This window comes from Oscillospiraceae bacterium (assembly GCA_025757685.1).
GTDB lineage: Bacteria > Bacillota > Clostridia > Oscillospirales > Acutalibacteraceae > CAG-217.
In genome coordinates this window covers 1,332,929-1,352,787 of sequence record CP107220.1, presented here as the reverse complement: position 1 = coordinate 1,352,787, position 19,859 = coordinate 1,332,929, and the positions used below count along the sequence as shown (strand labels likewise).

The window sequence follows — 19,859 nt, the reverse complement described above, 5'->3', positions numbered from 1 at the left end:
GCTTCATAAATACCAAACGAACAGCCATCACCTTTACGGTGATGGCTGTTTTTTTGCGTGTGTTCGTTATGCTTATCGCCCAACCGGCACTTTATTCAAGCCACCCCGATTGCCGTGGAGGTGGATCTTGTTTGCGCCGCTTGATCACAGATGCCTGCCGCGCAATCTGCGCAGCGTAGAGTTTAGAAAAGCAAATAAAGCTCGCAGTCAACGGCTATTGATGGCTTTTACAAACATTCTGGATAAACGCGCCCATTTCGTCCAGCAGGTCCTCGGCCTGGGGAAAGACGCCCATGGCGTTTAAGAAGCCGTGACCCATACCGTTATACATGACCAGGCGGGTGGGCACGCCGGCGTCGTGCAGCTTGTGGGCCCAAGCCACCGTGTCGTTGCGCAGGTAGTCCAGCGCACCTACGGAGAGAAAAGTGGGCGGGTTCCCAGCCGGGTCGGAGGTGTAGGGATTGCACAGATCGTCCGGCTTCGGAATACCCAAAAAGGACTTGCCGGAGCGAGAGAGCAGCTCCATTTGCCGCACCAGTCCCATAGCCAGCTTTTGCTGTCCCGGCGCCGGGTGGTAGTCTGTTTCTTTTGGGTGATAGTAGCGGTCTGTGCTGCCAAACAGGTTTAGGGTGGGGTAGAGCAGCAGCTGCCCCCGCACCCGGTGGGTGCCTTTGTAGCGGGTGGCGCAGCCTTGGGCCAGGTTGCCGCCGGCGCTGTCACCTACCACAAAAACGGCCCTTGGGTCAATGTGCAGCTCCCGGGCACCGTCGCCGCCCAGCCATTCCAGTACGCGGCAGCAGTCATCGTACAGCGTGGGATATGGGTGCTCCGGCAGCAGTCGGTAATCTACTGCCACCACGGGCAAGCGGAACTTTTCTACAAACAGCTTCCACCCCTCGTCATAGGGGCGCAGGGTGCCGCCTACAAAGGCACCGCCGTGGATAAAATACAGGCAGGGGCTGCCCGGCGCACATTGGGCGCTGTTGTACATGCGAATGGGAATGGGATAACCGTCCGCCGCCGGTACGGTGCTGTCCCGCACTTCAATCTTTGCCTGTACGCATTTGGCATAGGAAACACGGTCACACCCGGCACGGAATCCAGCCAAGATCTTCGGTGTTACCGGAATCTTGACCCGGTCCAGAATGAAATTTGGCACCAGCTGCGTGGACCGCGCCATTTTGCCCATGGGTCCGCCCAGCAGCCGCGGGTCAATCCCATTTGGCGAACCGGCGTCCGGTGCATATTTGGTGATGTAGGGCAAATCGCCGTCCATCTCCACCGCCGCCGTTGCCTTTAGTTGTTGCAAAAATTCCTCCGTGTACCACTTGTGATCCCATTGCTTTTTCGGTTTCATTCCCGTACCCCCCGTCCATCGATTGCGCCTCTAAACTCGACCGCTTTCTGTTCTCATCATACCAAAACCCTTGCCAAATTGCAAATCAAGGTGAAAGTGATTTTAAACTGGAAAAATATACAGAAATTGACAAATCACGCGTAGAAATATGCAAATTTAGGCAAAAAATTGCCAATAGTACGCAAACAGCATATAGAAGTGAACAATTCGTTACTGTAAAATAAATATGAATATGTAGTCGCAACAAAACCGCAGCCTCAAAAGAGAATGCGTATAGAAAATCATAGGACTAAGGAAAAATGAGTCTTTTTAGATTTGGAAAGAAAAAGAAGAAAAATCAAAGTTGCGGTGATGTGGTCGGTTCACCGGATATGTGGGCAGCGGCGAATGGTATAGGTATGCAGGCGCCTTATGAAACTGCCAGAACTTTTGGTGGCGCTGCACAGAAGAATATGGCGGAGATGACAGAGCCAATTTCGCTGCCGGGTCAAAACCAGTATGGCGCAACGGAACCGCTAATGGCACCGGCCTATGATTCCGTTGGCGCAACGGAGCCGTTGAACACGCCGGTGCAGCACTTACAAAGCGCAGCACCGATTTTGCCTTTTACAGACGGCAACTATGGCGGGGCAGAACCTTTGCATGTTCCGGTGGAGGATTTTTATGGCGTGACAGAGCCACTGGATATGCCGGACAACGGTAAGTACAGCGCAGCAGAATTGCAGGGAGCGCCGACGCCAAACGGTTTCGGTGAGACGGAGCCTCTCGTTCCACCAAGTGGATATGTGCCGGGCTTTGTGCCTCCTAATCCGGCTTCGCTTATGCAGGATTTGTCTAATCACTCCGGTGATACGTGTGTTTTAATGCCCCAAATGCCTACAGCTACCTTTTTTGTGGTGCGCACCGGTCAGTCCGTACCGATGCAGGGAACAGAATTTTCCATTGGCGCAGACCCGAGTTGCTGTAATCTGGTCTTACAAAATGATTATATCAGCAAGCGCCAGGTAACCGTTTCTATTACAGAGGGCGGCTATACCGTTGTTGATCACGGCTCAACCAATGGTACAACGCTGAACGGTGCCAAGCTGCAACCCAATCGGCATTATCCCATGCGGTCCGGTGATCGGTTAATTTTGGCTAACGAGATCGTAGATTTTGAAATCCAGGGGGACTCCAAATGAATTATTTAATTGCGGCACAAACGGATATTGGCCCGGTCAAAAAGACCAATCAGGACAGCTACTGTATTCAAACCGCCCGGAGCAAGCGATATGGGAATTTGTTGTTCGCCGTAGTGTGTGACGGTATGGGCGGATTAAAAAAAGGCGAGGTGGCCAGCGCAACCGTGGTCGCACGCTTTACAGATTGGTTTGCGCAGAGCTTGCCGATTCTGCTCAGCCAGCGCACAATGGATTTTGCATTATTGCGCAAGGAATGGACCCATTTGTTGAATCGGCTCAATGCCGATATTGGCAATTATGGACTGGATCACAATATTTCTCTCGGTACGACTGTGGTGGCTGCACTTTGCATTGGCAATAAACTGTATGTGGTCAATATCGGCGACTCCAGATTATATAAGATACAAAATAATGTCTCGCGTCTCACGCAGGATCAATCCCTGGTGGCTCGGGAGATCAGCGCCGGAAAATTGGCTCCGGATCAGGAAGAAAAAGATACGCGGCGCAATGTACTTTTACAGTGCGTGGGCGCCTCTCATGTGTTGCAGCCGGAATTTTTAGAATACACATTGGAGTCCAATACGGTTTACCTGTTGTGTACAGATGGTTTTCGTCATGAAATCCAAGAGGAGGAGCTACTGGGACTGCTCTCACCGCGGGTGGTACGGTCTGAGCGTGGAATGCAAGATGTGTTAGTTGAGATCATCGGTCTGTTGCAACAACGGAATGAACAGGACAATATGACTGGTGTCGCTTTTAAGACAGTGCATTAAGGGGGCAGTTATGGCAGAGATCGGATCCATTATAGATGGTAAATATGAAATTTTAACAGAACTGGGACATGGCGGTATGTCTGTTGTGTATTTGGCCATGGATCGACGCTTAAAAAAGCAGTGGGCCGTAAAGGAAGCGAAGAAGAAACCGCCGGGCCAAAGCAATATTGTCGGTTTAACGCCGGTGTCAGAAGCAGAAATGCTCACCAAGCTGAATCACCCCAATATTGTGCGCATTGTGGACATTGTGGATCAAAACGATACGATCTACATTATTGAGGATTTTGTAGAAGGCAAATCCCTGGCAGAAGAAGTGAAGCACGGTCCTTCCACACCGGAAGATGTGGTGCTTTGGGGCTCCCAGCTTTGCGATGTACTGGAGTATTTGCATACCCAGTCCCCAAAAATCATTTACCGAGATATGAAGCCGGCCAATGTGCAGTTGTTGCCGGACAGACAGCAGATCAAACTGCTGGATTTTGGGATAGCAAAGAAATACAAGCCGCAGAATGTGGGCGATACCACCAATGTGGGTACGCGCGGGTATGCGGCGCCGGAACAATTTGATGCTAAGGTGCAGTCGGATGCGCGCACAGATGTGTATTCGCTGGGCATCACGCTGCGTTCCTTGCTGATGGGAAAAACGCCGTATGATGTGGAATTTTACGACGATATTCGCAAGCAGAATCCGGCGGTAACAGACGGTCTGATTAAAGTGCTGAATAAAGCTACGGCGCAAAACCCGGCCAATCGGTATCAATCGGCGGCGGATTTTAAGTATGCGCTTCAGCATTATCATGACCGGGACGAGGCTGTCATTCGCATTCGACAACGCAAACTCAATGCCTTTCGCGGATTGATTGCTGCGGCTATTTCCTTTTTTATGATCGGTGCGATTTTGATGCCGCTTTCGTTTGTGGTACGCAATCACGATTATCAGGACAAATTAAGTAGCGGCAAGTATGAGGAGTGCATTGCTATTGACCCCACCCGGGCAGACGCTTATCAGGGCTATGTAGAGAGCGCCAGCGCAAACCAGTTGGCAACTTTACCGGACTATATTGGGCAATATACACAAATCAAGGACACGGAGGATCGTAATACGGTCGGCTTTGAAATTGCCCTGCGTGTGGAACTGAATAGCAACTTGGATAAGAAAGATGCGCTGGATAATGCCTGCAAATATTATCGTTCCTTTGCCAGTACAGATCCGGACAGCATTCGCATTTTGCCCAATCAGCCTTTTGATATTAAAAATGGCCTAGAATCTGTGGATATGCCGGCGAGTATTGCAACCATTAAATTGTATTACGCCCAGATTTATCAGGCTGCCGCCAATTACAGCAACGACCCAGACGCCAACGGCGCAGCGAAAAATCTGGACGAGGTGATGAAAAATCTGCAAACCATTCGCAGCTTTTTGGAAGAGAACAAGGATCAGCTGGCCGCGTATGATGCACTTTATAACAGCGCCAATACCAGTGACGCAGAGTGCCAGGGTATATATGATTTTATGGTGAAAAGCCAGGCAAATTGTCTGATCGACAACAAAGCCTATTTCCTGCCCAAGCGAGCGGCAGCGCTGCAATGCTTCTTTGATGATAGCATCTCGCAAAAAGCCAAGCAGAATTTTAAGGAAAATACATAAGGAGGTAGTATTTATGTACAGTGCAATGATCGGACTTTCTATCTCTTTTATGGTGCTTGGCGTGATTTTAGCAATTACGGCCGTTTTTGTGTTCTTCAAGAAAAATATGGCCCAGGTGTACGATGCCCTGCTGGATCGTGGGTATCAAGAGCGGCTCCGGCACCACAAACATACAGCCGCTCCTGCTCCGGCAACTCCCAGTGGGCCTGCGGTGCAGCCCAGGCAGGTGCAACCTCGTACAGTGCCTACCGGTAGTGCAGCGGCACCTGCCGGTGACCATAGCGGTAACACAATGCCACTTGATCAAAATGCAGCAGTGAAAACACCTGCGGAACACTCCGGCCAGACCACATTGCTGCAAGCAGATGCACAGGCGGATTTTCAGATCATGAAGAGCCTGCGCTATGCGTACTCTAAAGAGATCATTGAGTGACTTCATATAAAACATAAAAAATTAGAAATGGGGAAAGAATGATGAAAGCAAAAATCTTGCAAGTAAAAATGACTTCTAAAAAGGGATTGGCCTGTCTGTTAGCAGTGCTCATGTTGTTGACGGCTTTGCCTTTGGGTCTGGTGACCTCTGCTATGGCTGCCACCAAAGACTGTATGGTTGTGGAGGTGCAGGGCAAAAAGGTGTACTTCTTCGGTGCGGAAACTTTGGAAGTAACCGGCAGCAAAGTCGCTTATACAGCAGAAAGCGCAGAGGTGCCGACCATTTATGTGGATGGCGCGGTAGATCCGGCAGACGATGTGCGGATCAGTGACGGTGTCATTGACTTTGGTACTTGGTTAGCCGATCAATCCGCTTGGGTAGGTGTGTTGTGTGACCCGGACGGTACTGTGACCGGCACAGAGCCGTCTGTGCAGCCGGATGCCCAGGCGCCAAGGGTGACTGTAAGCGGCAATCCCACCGCATGGGGAAAAGCTCCGGCCACACTGACGGTGCAGGCAGATGATGGTAACGGCTATGGTGCAGTTGCCTATCGGATGGATAACGGCCAGTGGCAAAAAGCGCCTGAATTCCGGGTGAAAGCAAATGGGACTTACACCTTTTATGCAAAAGACGCTGTGGGTAATGTGTCCACAGGTGAGACCGTAGAGGTGCAGTATGTAGATGCAAACGCACCTGAAATCGGTGTGGTGCTGGACCCGCCGAATGCGGGCGAACAGTGGACAAACGGTAAAGTAAAGGTAACCGTTACCGGTAAGGACAGCGAATCCGGCCTAGCAGAAAAAGCCTTTAAGATGGACGAAGGCCAGTGGCAGGAGACCGGCACATTTGTGATCCAGGATAACAAAGAACACAACTTTTATGTACGGGATGCTGTTGGCAATGAAGCAAAGCAGCAGGCAAAAGCGGACAAATACGATAACATTGCACCTGTGATTCAGAAGGTGCAGGTTAAGCTTGGAAACTTGGCCTTGAAGCAGGGCACTCCTATCAGCGACAAAATCACATACACATACCATATTGACGCTGCTGATAATGAAGGCGGTTCCGGTATTAAGGCTTTTAGCTGCAATGGCGGTGAAACATGGCAGACTTCCGGTGACTTTGAACTGAAAGGTGGAAAATCGTACGATTTTCGCGTGAAAGACCAGGCTGAGAACGAGTCTGCTGTTTTATCCTATATGCCTAATTATGACACCACGGCGCCAACAATCAATGATGTGCAGCAGAGCACGGATAAGCCTACCAACCAGGCCGTTACAGTGACGGTAACCGCCAATGATGTGCAGTCCGGTCTGAACAAACTCGGGGCATATAAGTTGGATAATGGCGATTGGCAAAAGAAAAATTCCTTTGATATCCAGGACGATAAAATACATACCGTATATGTGTGTGACAATGCGAAACCGGAAAATGTGGCTGAAAAGAAAATTCAGATCAAGAATTTTAATTCTACACCGCCGACTGTTACAAATGTAACGCTCTCAAATGTGGGTGCAGACGGGAAAGAACTTTGGACCAATGAACCGATTACCGCTACGGTAGAGGCAAAGGGAAATACCAATAATGCACAGGTGGAATTCCCGGTTGTTGCTTATAAGATGGATGACGGCGATTGGCAGTATATAACGGATAGCAAAACTGCAAATCAGTTTACGATTGAAGATAAAAAAGAGCATAAATTCTATTGCCTGGATAATGCCGGCAATGCGTCAAGTGCGTCTTCCTGTGCGGCAAAGCTTTATGACAAAAAAGCACCGGAATTAGAACCCAAAAAAGCACCGGAATTCTATCCAGTTGAATTTAGTCAAAGCAATAATGGTCCGTTTGCAAAATTCCTGAACAAGTTGTCTTTTGGCCGCTTCTTTAATGAAGAACTGAAGATTACGGTGCACGCCACAGATGGTGTGGATGAGTACAGTAATGCCAGCGGTTTTTCAGATAAGAAAGTGCAGTCCTTGATTTTTAAGGACCCAAGTAAGGACACAAGCGACCAGGTGGTAACCACCATTCCGGCAAAAGTAGCAAAAAGTGGCGAAGTGGGTAACGCCGTATCCGCCGAGTTTACTGCAGAGATTACTGCCGAAGAACTGAAAAACTTTAAGGGCTCCTTGTATGTACAACTGCAAGATCAGTTAGGAAATCAAACGAAAGAAATCCAGGTGACAACAGCCAATTCCAATTTGAATGATCTGACAGACGATCTGGAAAAATTTGGGGATTGTAATTTTGTATTAGAGAATAACGCACCGCGGATTTTGGCGGCGGGGCAGAATGCAGAGCTAAAAGCAGAAAATGCGGTTTCTGCTTCTCCCAGCACGACTATCTTTAAGAACGACTATACCGTTTCTTTCCATGTATCTGATCAAACAGATAAAGATAAAGAAAAAATTTCCGGTGTGGCCGGTGTGCAGGTAGATGTGAATGGCACGGTTGTATACAGTACGCAATACAACAACGAGAAAACGCCGAAAACCGACACAATTGATCTGCATGCTGTGGCCCAGGCGGATGATGAGAAAAACGCCTATCATCAGGTCAATGGAGAAAGAATTGAAAATTGGAATGGCGGCGAACTCACTTACACAGTGGTAGCCTGGGACAACGCAGGCAATGCCTCCAAAGTCTCTTTTACCTTGAACGTTGACCAGACTGCGCCCACAGTCCAGTTCGCAATTCCCAGTGGGAACGCTTGTGAGAAAGTGACTGTTAGCGATTACGGCTTCTTCTTTAACAAGGATACCGATGTGGTGATCTCCGCGTCGGATCCGCGCAATGATAAACAGGAGGCAACGGCATCCGGCGTCAAGTCCATTACCTATAAACTGGTGCCCTTCAATCAGGAATTCGATGAGGTAGAGGCAATCCCCGTGGACGATAGCTCTGTTACCGTGACGGTGCAGGCAGGCTTTAAGGGCCAGATCTATGCCTACGCAACGGATAATGCCGGCAACTTCCCCGGCACACGGGAAGATGGAAAATGGAGCGGCTGTAAATATTTTGCAGACAGCAACGAGGCAAATGACCAGGGCTATGTGCACCCGGACGGTACGATCGTAGAGAACGCCCAGCAGCATCAGGATTCTTCCATTGTGATCGCCCGGAAGAATCAGCCGGCCGGTACGCAGAATAACAAAAAAGCGTACAAGGCCGGTGGCCAAAATGCACCTCAGCAAGACAAAAAACAGAGCTACGATGCAACGAAGAATGTACCGCTTTATGACACCAACGCCAAGTTTACCGTCACGGTTAAGGACGCCCAGTCTGGTATCCGCACTGTAAAATACACTTTGATAGAGGGCGGCAAGACCTCGGTGAATACGCTGGAGGTGAACACACCTTACGGTAAAGCAGACGCGCAGGCTGCCTTACAGGCAGAAAACTTGGAAAGCAGTACCGGCAATGCGACCCGGCATGCCAAAGAGTTGTGGCGGGTGGATGATGCCAAGATCACCGGTCGGGATGCTAACCTGGCCACAGAACTGACTAGCACCGTTACCGTAGATGCCAACTACAATGATATTTTGCTGATCGTGGAGCTGACGGACAATGCCGGAAACACATCTTATGATTATGTGGCCTTTGGTATTGATAAAACTGCACCGCAGATTCAGGTGGAGTACACTTCTGCCGTGGCACCGCAGTCCGGTAGTTATTACAGCAAGACGCGTACAGCACATATTACCATTACAGAGCGCAATATTCGTACCGAGCAGGTGGCACTGTTGATTGAAAAGTGCCTGGACAGCGCCAGAACTTTTGATAAGAAAGATACAAAGGCCTATCGCGAGGGCTTTAAGATCACCGGCAAAACTCTGCTTCAGAAAGGCAGTGGGAACGGAGACAACCGACAGTATCAGATTAAGGTGGACTTTACCGGCGACGGTAATTATCGAATCAAGACCTTAAAGTGCACCGATAATGTAGGTCATGCCAACACGGCTGTAACTTATGGTAAGTACAATGCAGCCGGCAACCGGGATGCGGTAAGCGGTAGCAACAAGACCCGCTTTACCATTGACAAGACTGCACCGAAAATTCATGTGGCCTTGAACCTGAATGACCAGGTAAAGAATAAAAAATACTTTAACGCTACCCGCACGGCGACCGTTACCGTAACGGAACACAACTTTAATGCCAAGGCTTTTGAAAATCAGTTAAAGGCCACCTTAAACGGTAAGGGAATTGCAGTACCCAGTGTATCTGCGTTTCGTCAGGAGAACGGCACAGACCGCTGGACAGCGACCGTTACCTTTGTGGCAGATGGTGATTATGTACTGAACTTTAAGACCACGGATAAGGCCGGCAACAGCTATAAAACAGTGGCCGGTGACTTCTCCGGTGCGGCTGCGCAGGACTTTACCATTGACAAGACGGCACCGCAGCTGACTATTGGCGGTATTACCACCAATACGGCTTACAAGAAAGTGCCGACGATTGTGGTCAAAGAGGCAGACAATAACGCCTCTACCATTACCTCCAGCGTGGTGGGCACCTGCTTTGACAGTCAGTCCAAGATGGCTAAACGCACGGTGAAAGTCTCTGCCAAGAACAGCGGGCAGCTGACGGCGGACCACCAGCTGCAAAACACAGTAACTTACACGGCTGTGGAGCAGGATGGTTATTACATTGTTACCGCACAGAGCGTGGATATGGCCGGTAATCAGTCGCAGGTGCAACGCAAGGTGTTTACCAAGAATGAAAAAGGCGCTGTCTATGTAGTTAGCGATGATTTGGCTGCACTGAATAACGGTTATGCCAATAAGACGGCTGTTGCCAAGCAGAGTCTGGTGGTGACGGAGTATTCTCCTACGGAAATTCAAAGTCCGGAGTATTACATCAATATCAATGGTAAGAAGAAGGACGGTTTGGTCACGATGGAGAAGGGCCAGCACCATGCAGGCGAGTGGTATGTAAATACCTATACCATCAGCAGCAAGGACATTTTGGCTGAGGGCAAGTATGCACTGTACATTAAGTCCACAACCAAGTTGGGCGGCAAAAATACAGTGGTCAACAACAGTTCTGAGAATAAGGACTTGCATCGCTTAAATATCCAGTTCACCATTGATAATACCAATCCTTATGTGCGCATTACCGGATTGGAAAAACACCTTTATTCCAATACAAAGGTGCAGACGGTTACTTTCTCTGTGTCAGAGAGCAATTTGGCCAGTATTGTTATCCACATGACCCGGGACGGTCAGGCACTGGATCCGCTGGTTTGGGATCACGCGCAGGACAAAAAGCACCCCAATGGTTGGACGGTAGAAAACGGTATTGCTGTGGTTCAGGTTCAGCTGGAGAATGGCAAGAGCGATTTGACCTTTGAGATCACGGATTTGGCCGGGAACAAGTGCTCCACTGCCAACGACTACAATAAGCAGGAATTGTTCGTTTCCGGCACCACCGGCAACAAAAATAACTGGCTGGAAGAAAAGGACGGCAAAATCGTGCTGAAAGATATTTATGTGGACAAAGGTTTTAGTGCCAATGCCTTTGCCGCTTTGATCCGCAACAACCTGGCGATCTCCGTGGTGATCTTTGTGGTGATCGGTTTGGTGTTGCTGGCGGTGATTATTCTGCCGATTCTATCCAAAAAAAGAAAGAAAATGGATGCGGCGGATGCCGAAAAATTGAACTGATCTAAAATACCTGTACACGGTGCCATCGGCGCTGTGTACAGGTTGCAAAGCAGGTGAGAAAATGGCGATCTGTCAATGCGCAGTTTGTAGCCGGTATTATGATGACACGCGGTTTGCGGTCTGTCCATACTGTAATGCCCAGGGCAATGCCATGGCGGACGAGATGAAAACGGAGGCTTATGGTGATGCTGTGCGCAGCGAAGAAAAGACGATTGGCCTTTATTTCCAGGAACAGGATTTTGACCCGGTTACCGGTTGGCTGGTGTGTGTTTCCGGCACGGTACGGGGCAGGAGCTTTGAGCTGCACATGAATCGAAATTTCATTGGCCGGGACAGAATGATGGATATTGCCATTACGGATGATCCCCGGTTGTGCAGGCAAAAGCATTTGTCTGTGACCTATGATCGGCGCTCGGATCACTTCTATATCAAGAACGAAAACGGTTCCGTTTTTGTAAATAATTCGCCGGTGCAAAAAGCCATGGAATTGAAAGAAAATGACACAATCCGCTTTGGCAGCGGGTGCTATGTGTTTGTGCCCTATTGCAAGCAGGAAAGAGGTTGGCAAGCAGATGAGAATAGGTAAGGGAATCGGCGCTGCCGTATTGTCCGCTTTGCTTTGCACGGCGATGTTATTTCTTCCGACTACTGCTTTTGCGGAGAATTTGAATGCTACGGATCAGATCGGAATGGTGCGCAGCAATGTGCCGTATTTGCAAGTGGAGATCAAATCCCAGGATGTACATGCTGCGGAAGTGCAGGGCAAACTGGGTAATGCTGAAATGACTCTGTACAGTTTGGACCGTACGGATAATCAAAAAACACTGACCTGTGTTTTGCTGGATAATTCCGCCTCTATGACCCAGGACAACATTTGCCCGCGGGGGTCCTTTGATCAACTGAAAACCGGTGTGCAGGCGCTGTTAAAGCAGGCGAGTGCCGACCATCAGATCGGTGTTTATTCCATCGGTGCAGGGCTGCCCAAGTGCTTGGGTACGGCCAAAGATGCGGACAGCGCCAAGAAAGTCGCGGCGAGTGTAGCTGCCTTAAAAGGCGATGAGGACGCGACGGATTTGAACACGGCGCTGGATCAACTGTTTGACCAAGTGTCTGCATTGAGCGACCAATACCAGGTGCTACATTTTATTTTACTCACCGATGTGAGTGCGGATTACAGCAACGGAATAGATCTGAGTGAGGTGCAGGTCAAGTATCAATACAACAAGGTCCCACTTTATACTGTGTGCAATACTCGAGCAGTGAATAGCAGTACCTATAAACGCTTGCGCACGCTCAGCCGGGTATCCGGTGGAGAAGCTCAAATTTATGACTATCAAAAAACGCCGTCCTTTACACCGGTTCTGGAGCAATTATACAAGCGCACCTTACAATCATCGGTTGCCTGTTTTGTGACGGATCAAGCGGTGGATAATCGTGCAAGAGAATTGGCATTGACCGTGGGCGGTACGGTGTATAAAGAGACTGTGCTGTTGGACACAGCGGTAAAAACCCAGGCACCGGTGCAGGCAGAGATTAGTGTAAGTGCGGATCATCAGGCTTTTCAGATCTGCTATCAGCAGGATGGATTGAATGGGGCTGTGCCCGTTAATGCTAAGGCGCTGGAAAACGGAGCGTATCAAATTACCCGCACCGGCAAAGACAAGCCACTGGCTGTCAAGAAAGCAGAGAAGAATGCGGATGGCAGCTATACCGTCTGGATGGACAAGGAGATTTATTCCGGTACATATGATTTTACCTTTCTTGGTATTACGGATTTAAGTCAAAATGCCAATGCGGTACAGCCTATAAAGGGTCTGGAGTTGCAGGGCAAAAATCCATTTTTGCGCGTGTTGCCGTATTTGCTTGTTGCTCTTGCGGTTTTGCTGGTGCTGTTGGCATTTTATTTGATCCTTTTAGGACTGAAAAAGAAGAAAAATGTAAAGACCATTAAGGAGCTTTTTGAAACACAGGAAGTGCAGGTGGTGGAAGAACGCCACCATGTACGCGCGGCTGTACCAGCGACGATGAATATTACACTGCATATTCAAACGGCGGGTGCCCCGCTGCATACGGTGCAGTTGGCTGTGCAGGGCAGCGCTTTTGTTGGTCGAAGCAGTGTTTGTGATGTGTATATTGATGACCCTAAATTATCCCGGCAGCATTTTGCGCTGGAAGTGAAGGACGGCGTTGTTTTGATTGCAGATTTGCACTCGGCAAACGGCACATTTGTTAATGGCGCAAGGGTGAAAGATAAGCAAAAATTGCAGCCCGGTTATACAATTACAGCCGGTTTGTCAACGATTAAAGTGGAATTTTAAGGAAATAACTATGTATTGTCCAAATTGTTTTTCTGTATTGCAGCCCGGTGCCACACGGTGTAGTCATTGCAGCTTTGATACAAGGGAATATGCACACAGTACGGACGCTTTGCCGCTATACACTTCCTTAAATGACCAGTATATGATCGGTCGCGTGTTGGGTCAGGGCGGATTTGGCATTACCTATAAGGCGCTGGACACCTTTAAGAATCGTGTGGTTGCCATTAAAGAGTATATGCCCTCAAATTATGCGCAGCGCACAGGCTGTCAGGTGGTGCCGATCCCCGGCGATACCAAGGCAGCCAGGATTTTTGAGCGCGGTAAAATCAGCTATATTGATGAGATCAAAACCTTGTATCAGTTTGAGAATGTGCAAGGTATTGTGCAGATTTTTACCCATTTTCAGGAGAATAACACTGCCTATTTGGTGATGGAATACCTGGATGGCTGCAATTTGAAAGCGTATGTAAAGAGCCACGGCGGGCGCCTGGATCCGGCTTTGGCCGGGAACTATATTGTGAAAGCGGCCCGGGCGCTGCAACAAGTGCACGCCGGCCATATTTTGCACCGGGACATTAGCCCGGAGAATATTTATATTCTGCTTGGCGGAACAGAGATTAAGCTTATTGATTTTGGCGCGGCAAGAAAGTGCGTGGAAGATAGCGAACAGGAGAACAGCGTGCTGCTGAAACCCGGGTTTGCCCCTCCGGAGCAGTATTCCAAGAATGGCAACCAAAATACCTGGACCGATGTGTACGCGTTGGCGGCAACACTTTATTATATTGTTTCCGGCAAGGTGCCACAGGATTCTCTGTCCAGAATGCAGGCGGATCAGTTGCAGCCGCTGGACCAAATGGGATTGCCCATCTCTGCCTCTATGGCACAGGCGGTGCGCCATGCGTTAGAGATTGATTATGCCAAGCGTACTCAAACTTGTATGCAATTTATTGATGAATTGGTCTGTGGCGGTTGGACGGAGCGGACAATTCCGCAGCCACCGCCAAATCCACCTGCCTTGCCGACCTGTATAGTAACTTGTGTGGCCGGCACCAATGTGGGGCAGCGGGTGTGGTTTAAGCCTGGTGAGACCGTGTCTGTGGGTCGTTTGGCCGCTTGCAATGCGTTGGTACCATCCACGGATATGATTATCAGCAAGCGTCATTGCCTGATTACATATAATGCGCAAAAGCAGCGCTTTATTGTGACGGATGTGTCTACCAACGGCACATATATGCAAAATGGTAAGCGCTTGCGCTACAATCAGCCGGAGCAGATTGTGCCCGGGTCTATTTTGTACCTGGCACGGGAACACATTATTATCCAACTGGTGGCAACATAAAATGGGCAACGATCGTCAGAATATAGGCGGAAAAAGCGATGAAAAACAGTGAACGACGCAAAAAGAATGAAGCGTATTTGGAATTCGCTCAGGCCTATCTGGAGCGTACACAAATCCAAAGCACGGCGAATTTGGCAGAGACGGAAAGCACGCCGGAAGACACACAGATGGCAGTACAGAATACCGGCGGCTATAATGTGAAAACGGAGCTTCTGGTAGAAAATGACCATGTTTTAGTGGGCAGTTCATCGGTGATCGGTCGGCGTCAAAGTCAGCAAGACAGTGTGACCATTCCCTGTGATACGCAACTTTTGTTAGAAGAACACCCCAAATTCCTATGTGTACTCAGCGACGGTATGGGCGGCTTGCGCGGCGGAGAGCAGGCCAGCGCCTGTGCAACGCAAACCTTGTTTGATGATTATTATCGCATCATGTGGCGGCATTGTACCCACAGTTATCTGGATTTTTTTCGCACAGAAGCAGAAAAAATCAACACGCTGGTGCGTGGGCTGAAAGATGAAAACGGCGTGCCGTTGCAAGCCGGTGCCACTTTGATTGCTGCTGCGGTAGACGGCGAGGAACTGCATTTTTTGAATATCGGCGACTCCAGAATTTATTTGGTTCGCGATGGCAAAATGTTGCAGCTGACACATGACCAAAATTACCTGACCCGATTGATGGAGAAGGTGCGCAGCGGCGAGATCACAGAGCAGGAGGCCTTGAGTCACCCAAAGCGAGAGGCGCTAATCAGTTATTGCGGTATTCGTGAACTTAGCATGGTGGAGATCAATTTGCAGCCGTTGCAGTTAAAATCAGGCGATGTGATTGTGCTGTGTTCCGATGGCCTGTACCGCTTGCTTTCCCGGCAAGAAATGATTGATGTTTTGCAGGAGACGGCAGAAGATATGAACCTGGCTGCGTTTAAGTTGACAGCAGCCGCCACAGATAAAAATTTCAGAGGGCAAGACAATACCTCTGTGATTTTAATAAAAATCAAGTAGTAAGGAGAGAAAACAATGAACCTGATTAAATGTAACAACAACCACTACTATGACGCGGACAAGTTCCCGGCATGTCCCTATTGCAGTGATATGCAATCCGGATTTTCCCAAACGATGCCTGCAAACGAGCAGTCGGACATTGGTCCCACACAGCCGGAGACGGAAGTGACCACTACAACTACGCAGAACACGGTGCCGCCTACGGTCCTGGATACAGACATTCAAAAGACGGTCGGCTTTTATGAAGAAGATATGGGTCTGGAGCCGGTAGTCGGCTGGCTGGTCTGCATTGAGGGCAATCTGATCGGCAAGGACTTTCGCCTAACCTCCGGGCGCAATTTTATCGGCCGCGGCTCAGATATGGATGTTGTGCTGGAGGGCGACCCGTCCGTGTCCAGAACAGCGCACGCCATTGTGGTGTATGAGCCTAAGGAGAATGTGTATTTGATCCAGCCCGGCGCTTCTAAGGAGCTGTCTTATCTGAATGATAGCGTGGTGCTGGAGTCTAAGGTGATTGCCCCCAATGATGTGATCACCGTAGGTGCAACAAAATTGTTGTTTGTTCCTTGCTGTTCCAAGGCATTCAACTGGACAGACGGCAAAAAAACCGAGAAAAAATAATTCCCATGAGCCAAAAGAAAATAAGCCGAAAACGGGATGAAAAGTGGCGCAAGCTGGCAGGTGGTTTGCAATTTGCGGCTGTTTGCCTCAGTCTGTGTACTGTGCCATTTTACTTCTTAGCCATGTTTTTTCAGCAGGAGCAAAAGAAATGGATCACATTGATTGATCTGTTTCAGCAGGCTTCTTTGCTGCAGGGAAACACGGCGTATATTTTGCGGACCCATGCAGTGCTGTTTGTGGTATTGCTGCTTCTTACGGTGGTGGCTGGGGTGCTTAGTTGGGTGCCGACCCGGGTGTTTCGGATCATTGGTACGACAATGACTGCCATTGCGGCAATCAGTCATACTGTGCAGTCCATTTTGCTGTGTACGGCAAAGGACTTGCATCTTGTGCTTGCTTATGCAGAAGTGGTGATACTGGTTTTGCTGGTGTTTTCCACCGTATGCAATGGCTTGTCCATTGCTTTTTTATGCAGGGCGCGTAAACAACGGGCAGTACAGGCGATACACGCAGAGTTGCAGCGGCCGGATTGCCTTGGTGACCACAAAATCTGCTTTGTTTCCGGTGCCTGTAAAGGGTATCAAATTCCGGTGCGCAATGCGGAGCAGGTGGTGATCGGTAAAGATCCGTCCTTATGCTCTGTGGTGATTGATCGTCGGTACACCAAGATCTCTCGCGTGCAGTGTACCATTAGCTACGATTATGCGCTGGAGCAGTTTGTAGTTACAGATCATTCTACCAATGGTACATTTATGGAGAACGGCAAGCGCCTAACACCGGAGCAGCCGATTGCACTGCCAAGCAACGCATTATTATCCCTGGCACGAACGGATACAATTATTCGATTGATTTAACGGTTCTTCAGAAAGGAAAAATTATGGTTGATGAAAATATCGCAGGTGTTGTTCCTGTAGTAGATGATAAGATTCAAAAAAAGGCAAAAACCGCAAGAGTGCTTGGTTTTGTAGCGATGGGCTTGTCCATTGTGAGCATCGCGATGCTGTTTTTGCCTATTGTTACAACGGAAAGCTTTTTAGGCCTTTCTGCCGGCATAAACCTTGTAGACCTTGGAAGTATTATTCAAAGTATTGACGGTGCAGTTGATGTAATGTTTATTGTGGCCGTTATAGCGGATTTGGTACTTCCTATTGTTTCAGCTGTTTTGGATATTTTTAAGAACAAACCATGCAAAGTTATTAGCTGTATTTTGAATGGCGTAACAGTTGTAATTAGTCTTGTATTCATAATTATGATTTTTGCAAACGGAGAAGGTTTGTTGAAGCCAGGGATTGGCCTTTGGCTGAATACGGTGCTGTTGTTGACTTCATTTGTTCTCACAATCATTGCCGCTGCATTTACAGCAAAAAAGGTAGAGGATATCTCCGGATTTGAAGTTGATCCGAATAATATTGGTGGGTCTGCATCAACAACAGTTCTTACAGGTCGAGTAACTTTTACAAGTGGTTGCTGTGCGGGATATAGTATTCCTGTTGTGTCCGGTGAGCGCTTGGTTATTGGTAAAGATCCAGCACAGTGCTCTATTGTGATTGATCGTAGCTACAAGAAAGTGTCTCGCGTACATTGCATTGTAGAATATGATACGATGCAAGATATTTATATTGTGACAGATCGTTCGACGAATGGAACAAGCGTAGTCGGCGGACACAAATTACAGCCGAATTCCCCGTCATATTTGCAGGCAGGTACGCTGTTGAATCTTGCCGGAACAGACAACACCTTTAAATTAGGCTAACAATCGACAAAAATGTGTTAAGAAGTACCCAAGGCTTTTTAACACATTTTTTTAGAGGTGAATTTGTGAAATACAAATATGAATTCTTGTCTGTACTTTTATTTGCGTGCAGTGTGCCGTTTTATTTCTTTGGTCTGTTCTCCTTACATACGGATCGAGGGGCCAAACTGGTTGGCTCTCTACGGTTTTGGCAGATGGGTTTAACGGGCGATTACGACCCGTATCAGCAGTATTTCTATACACGGCTGGCGAATTTTGCACAGGCTGTGGTGGTACTTTTGATTTTTTCGCTGCTTTTTATGGTTGTATTTTTTATATTGGCTGCTGTACGAGATAAAATCAAAGACCTGGTCGTGGCGGAACGGGCCTTGTTTGCGTTTGCGCTTTTGTGTTTTGCATTCTATTGTACGGCTGTTTTGATTGAGATCTTATTCTATACCAATCGCTTTCATGCTTCTTATATCTTAGAGGGGAAGGGACGGTTGGGGTTTGGTGTGCCGCTGGCTTTTCTTCTGCAATGTGTAGCTTTTGCTTTGCAGTATCATCGGTATGCGGAGCTGGTGCTTGGTCCCTTCTTAGAACGGCGGCGTGCGCACGATCAGCCAGAGCCGGTCAAGGGAAAGCAGATGCCGGGGAAAGATCCGCCGGTGAGTAGAAAAATTCCGGTTGGTCCGGCTGTGCCGGCATTACATTATTATTTGTGTTGCTGCGGTGGATCTTACGCCGGTGCACAGGTGGAATTGCCGGACCAAACAGAAGTGAAGATCGGAAAAGACCCGGCCAGGTGCCAGATCGTGATTGATCGTAGGTACAAAAAAGTCAGTCGTGTACACTGTGGCGTTTTGCGCAAAGGCAAAAGCTTTTATGTGCGGGATTATTCCACAAACGGCACTTTTATGAATGCCGGAAACGAGCGACTTCAGCACCGTGAGTTTTTGAATCGGGTGCGAACAGGACAAGTCTTTAATTTGGCGCAGACTGAAAATGAATTCTACTGTGAAATATCAAAAGAAGGAGGAACAACCCATGAAGGTATGCATGAATTGTAAGCGTGGTTACGATGATTCAATGAGTTATTGTCCACTGTGTGGAAATCAGAACTTAGTTTATTATCCTTCAACACAGGCTATGCCTGTAAAAAAGTCAAATTTCCAGTTTGGTAAGTTCTTTAAGGATTATTTCAAATCGCCTAAAAAAGCAAAAATGGAGACGATTCAACGCAATGATTTCGGTACGGCACTGCTTATGAACGGAATTGTTCTTGTGTTGTCGTATTTGATTGTTTTAAGTATAGAGGGTGGGTATGGTCATTTTGGCGTAGGCACATCCTTGCTTTTAGCCCCATTGGTTTGTCTTTTTGTATTTGGCTTTAAGTTCCTTGATATATTTCTATATGGTTTGTATGTGCGTAAGGGACAGCAGGCGGCTGAAACCGCAAAGTATAGCTACTATATGTGCTCACTGACAAATCGAATCCCATTTATGTTTTCAGCGCTGTTTGTTATGCTTTTTTCACTGCTTTTATATGGTGCGGGCTTAGTAATCTTGGTAATTGTATTGTTAGTCGATGTAGTTGGCGTAATAGAAGCAAAGCTGAATTACGGCAGAATGCCCAGTACATTTATGGATTCTTTTATGCTATCCTTGACGAGCGTAGTGGCAATTGTGTTTGCGGTTGGTCTTTCTGCTTTGTTTACCAGTTTACTGGCGTTTCATGATGGAGGTTCGTTAATCAGTGATTTTGCTGGTTCATTATTTTAACAAGGGAAGGA

The 19,859-nt window shown here is 48.2% G+C and carries 15 protein-coding genes; 14 read left to right on the top strand and 1 reads right to left on the bottom strand.

Translation table 11 applies throughout. From position 1 onward, the window contains the following. Positions 1–214 precede the first annotated feature (214 nt). Positions 215–1,357, bottom strand: coding sequence for an alpha/beta hydrolase (locus tag OGM59_06255; GenBank protein UYI90307.1), 1,143 nt, complete (start codon positions 1,355–1,357; stop codon positions 215–217). Between the two features lie 299 nt (positions 1,358–1,656). Here OGM59_06255 and OGM59_06250 point away from each other — a divergent pair, with 299 nt between their 5' ends. The 14 genes from OGM59_06250 to OGM59_06185 all read left to right on the top strand — a co-directional run bounded on the left by OGM59_06250 (position 1,657) and on the right by OGM59_06185 (position 19,848). Beyond that, on the top strand, positions 1,657–2,538 hold the full coding sequence (locus tag OGM59_06250; GenBank protein ID UYI90306.1) for an FHA domain-containing protein: 882 nt from the start codon (positions 1,657–1,659) through the stop codon (positions 2,536–2,538). Beyond that, positions 2,535–3,311 carry a protein phosphatase 2C domain-containing protein gene (locus tag OGM59_06245; protein ID UYI90305.1) on the top strand — a complete coding sequence of 259 codons (777 nt, stop codon included), beginning with the start codon at positions 2,535–2,537 and terminating at the stop codon, positions 3,309–3,311. The genes OGM59_06250 and OGM59_06245 overlap by 4 nt, the downstream gene beginning before the upstream one ends. Before the next feature lie 10 nt (positions 3,312–3,321). After that, positions 3,322–4,959, top strand: a complete 1,638-nt coding sequence (locus OGM59_06240) for a serine/threonine protein kinase (GenBank protein ID UYI90304.1) — start codon at positions 3,322–3,324, stop codon at positions 4,957–4,959. A gap of 13 nt (positions 4,960–4,972) precedes the next feature. Then, positions 4,973–5,392: a hypothetical protein gene (locus OGM59_06235; GenBank protein ID UYI90303.1), complete on the top strand. Its 420-nt coding sequence runs from the start codon at positions 4,973–4,975 to the stop codon at positions 5,390–5,392. 38 nt (positions 5,393–5,430) lie between these two features. After that, entirely contained in the window at positions 5,431–11,055 is a 5,625-nt protein-coding gene (locus OGM59_06230) for a hypothetical protein (protein ID UYI90302.1), read from the top strand. A gap of 61 nt (positions 11,056–11,116) precedes the next feature. Beyond that, a complete protein-coding gene (locus OGM59_06225) occupies positions 11,117–11,641 on the top strand; it encodes an FHA domain-containing protein (GenBank protein UYI90301.1) in 525 nt (174 codons plus the stop codon). Then, complete coding sequence (locus tag OGM59_06220; protein ID UYI90300.1) at positions 11,628–13,373, top strand: FHA domain-containing protein; 1,746 nt, start codon at positions 11,628–11,630, stop codon at positions 13,371–13,373. Before OGM59_06225 ends, OGM59_06220 begins: the two co-directional genes overlap by 14 nt. A gap of 10 nt (positions 13,374–13,383) precedes the next feature. Continuing rightward, complete coding sequence (locus OGM59_06215; GenBank protein ID UYI90299.1) at positions 13,384–14,712, top strand: FHA domain-containing serine/threonine-protein kinase; 1,329 nt, start codon at positions 13,384–13,386, stop codon at positions 14,710–14,712. 38 nt (positions 14,713–14,750) lie between these two features. Further along, a complete protein-coding gene (locus OGM59_06210) occupies positions 14,751–15,713 on the top strand; it encodes a protein phosphatase 2C domain-containing protein (protein UYI90298.1) in 963 nt (320 codons plus the stop codon). A gap of 15 nt (positions 15,714–15,728) precedes the next feature. Further along, complete coding sequence (locus tag OGM59_06205) at positions 15,729–16,334, top strand: FHA domain-containing protein (protein UYI90297.1); 606 nt, start codon at positions 15,729–15,731, stop codon at positions 16,332–16,334. Between the two features lie 5 nt (positions 16,335–16,339). Beyond that, entirely contained in the window at positions 16,340–17,188 is an 849-nt protein-coding gene (locus tag OGM59_06200; GenBank protein ID UYI90296.1) for an FHA domain-containing protein, read from the top strand. A 23-nt stretch (positions 17,189–17,211) separates the two neighbouring features. Beyond that, positions 17,212–18,087, top strand: a complete 876-nt coding sequence (locus OGM59_06195; GenBank protein ID UYI90295.1) for an FHA domain-containing protein — start codon at positions 17,212–17,214, stop codon at positions 18,085–18,087. A 65-nt stretch (positions 18,088–18,152) separates the two neighbouring features. Then, positions 18,153–19,136 (top strand): FHA domain-containing protein, encoded by a 984-nt coding sequence (locus tag OGM59_06190; GenBank protein UYI90294.1) that lies wholly within the window; start codon positions 18,153–18,155, stop codon positions 19,134–19,136. Next, positions 19,114–19,848: a hypothetical protein gene (locus OGM59_06185; GenBank protein ID UYI90293.1), complete on the top strand. Its 735-nt coding sequence runs from the start codon at positions 19,114–19,116 to the stop codon at positions 19,846–19,848. The genes OGM59_06190 and OGM59_06185 overlap by 23 nt, the downstream gene beginning before the upstream one ends. Positions 19,849–19,859 lie beyond the last annotated feature (11 nt).

What these genes read in the sequence shown, in the direction of transcription:
- OGM59_06215 (UYI90299.1), top strand. Translation starts at nt 13,384, where the DNA reads ATGTATTGTCCAAATTGTTTTTCTGTATTGCAGCCCGGTGCCACACGG.
- OGM59_06235 (UYI90303.1), top strand. Translation starts at nt 4,973, where the DNA reads ATGTACAGTGCAATGATCGGACTTTCTATCTCTTTTATGGTGCTTGGC.
- OGM59_06220 (UYI90300.1), top strand. Translation starts at nt 11,628, where the DNA reads ATGAGAATAGGTAAGGGAATCGGCGCTGCCGTATTGTCCGCTTTGCTT.
- OGM59_06225 (UYI90301.1), top strand. Translation starts at nt 11,117, where the DNA reads ATGGCGATCTGTCAATGCGCAGTTTGTAGCCGGTATTATGATGACACG.
- OGM59_06185 (UYI90293.1), top strand. Translation starts at nt 19,114, where the DNA reads ATGAAGGTATGCATGAATTGTAAGCGTGGTTACGATGATTCAATGAGT.
- OGM59_06200 (UYI90296.1), top strand. Translation starts at nt 16,340, where the DNA reads ATGAGCCAAAAGAAAATAAGCCGAAAACGGGATGAAAAGTGGCGCAAG.
- OGM59_06250 (UYI90306.1), top strand. Translation starts at nt 1,657, where the DNA reads ATGAGTCTTTTTAGATTTGGAAAGAAAAAGAAGAAAAATCAAAGTTGC.
- OGM59_06245 (UYI90305.1), top strand. Translation starts at nt 2,535, where the DNA reads ATGAATTATTTAATTGCGGCACAAACGGATATTGGCCCGGTCAAAAAG.
- OGM59_06255 (UYI90307.1), bottom strand. Translation starts at nt 1,357, where the DNA reads ATGAAACCGAAAAAGCAATGGGATCACAAGTGGTACACGGAGGAATTT.
- OGM59_06195 (UYI90295.1), top strand. Translation starts at nt 17,212, where the DNA reads ATGGTTGATGAAAATATCGCAGGTGTTGTTCCTGTAGTAGATGATAAG.
- OGM59_06205 (UYI90297.1), top strand. Translation starts at nt 15,729, where the DNA reads ATGAACCTGATTAAATGTAACAACAACCACTACTATGACGCGGACAAG.
- OGM59_06210 (UYI90298.1), top strand. Translation starts at nt 14,751, where the DNA reads ATGAAAAACAGTGAACGACGCAAAAAGAATGAAGCGTATTTGGAATTC.
- OGM59_06230 (UYI90302.1), top strand. Translation starts at nt 5,431, where the DNA reads ATGATGAAAGCAAAAATCTTGCAAGTAAAAATGACTTCTAAAAAGGGA.
- OGM59_06240 (UYI90304.1), top strand. Translation starts at nt 3,322, where the DNA reads ATGGCAGAGATCGGATCCATTATAGATGGTAAATATGAAATTTTAACA.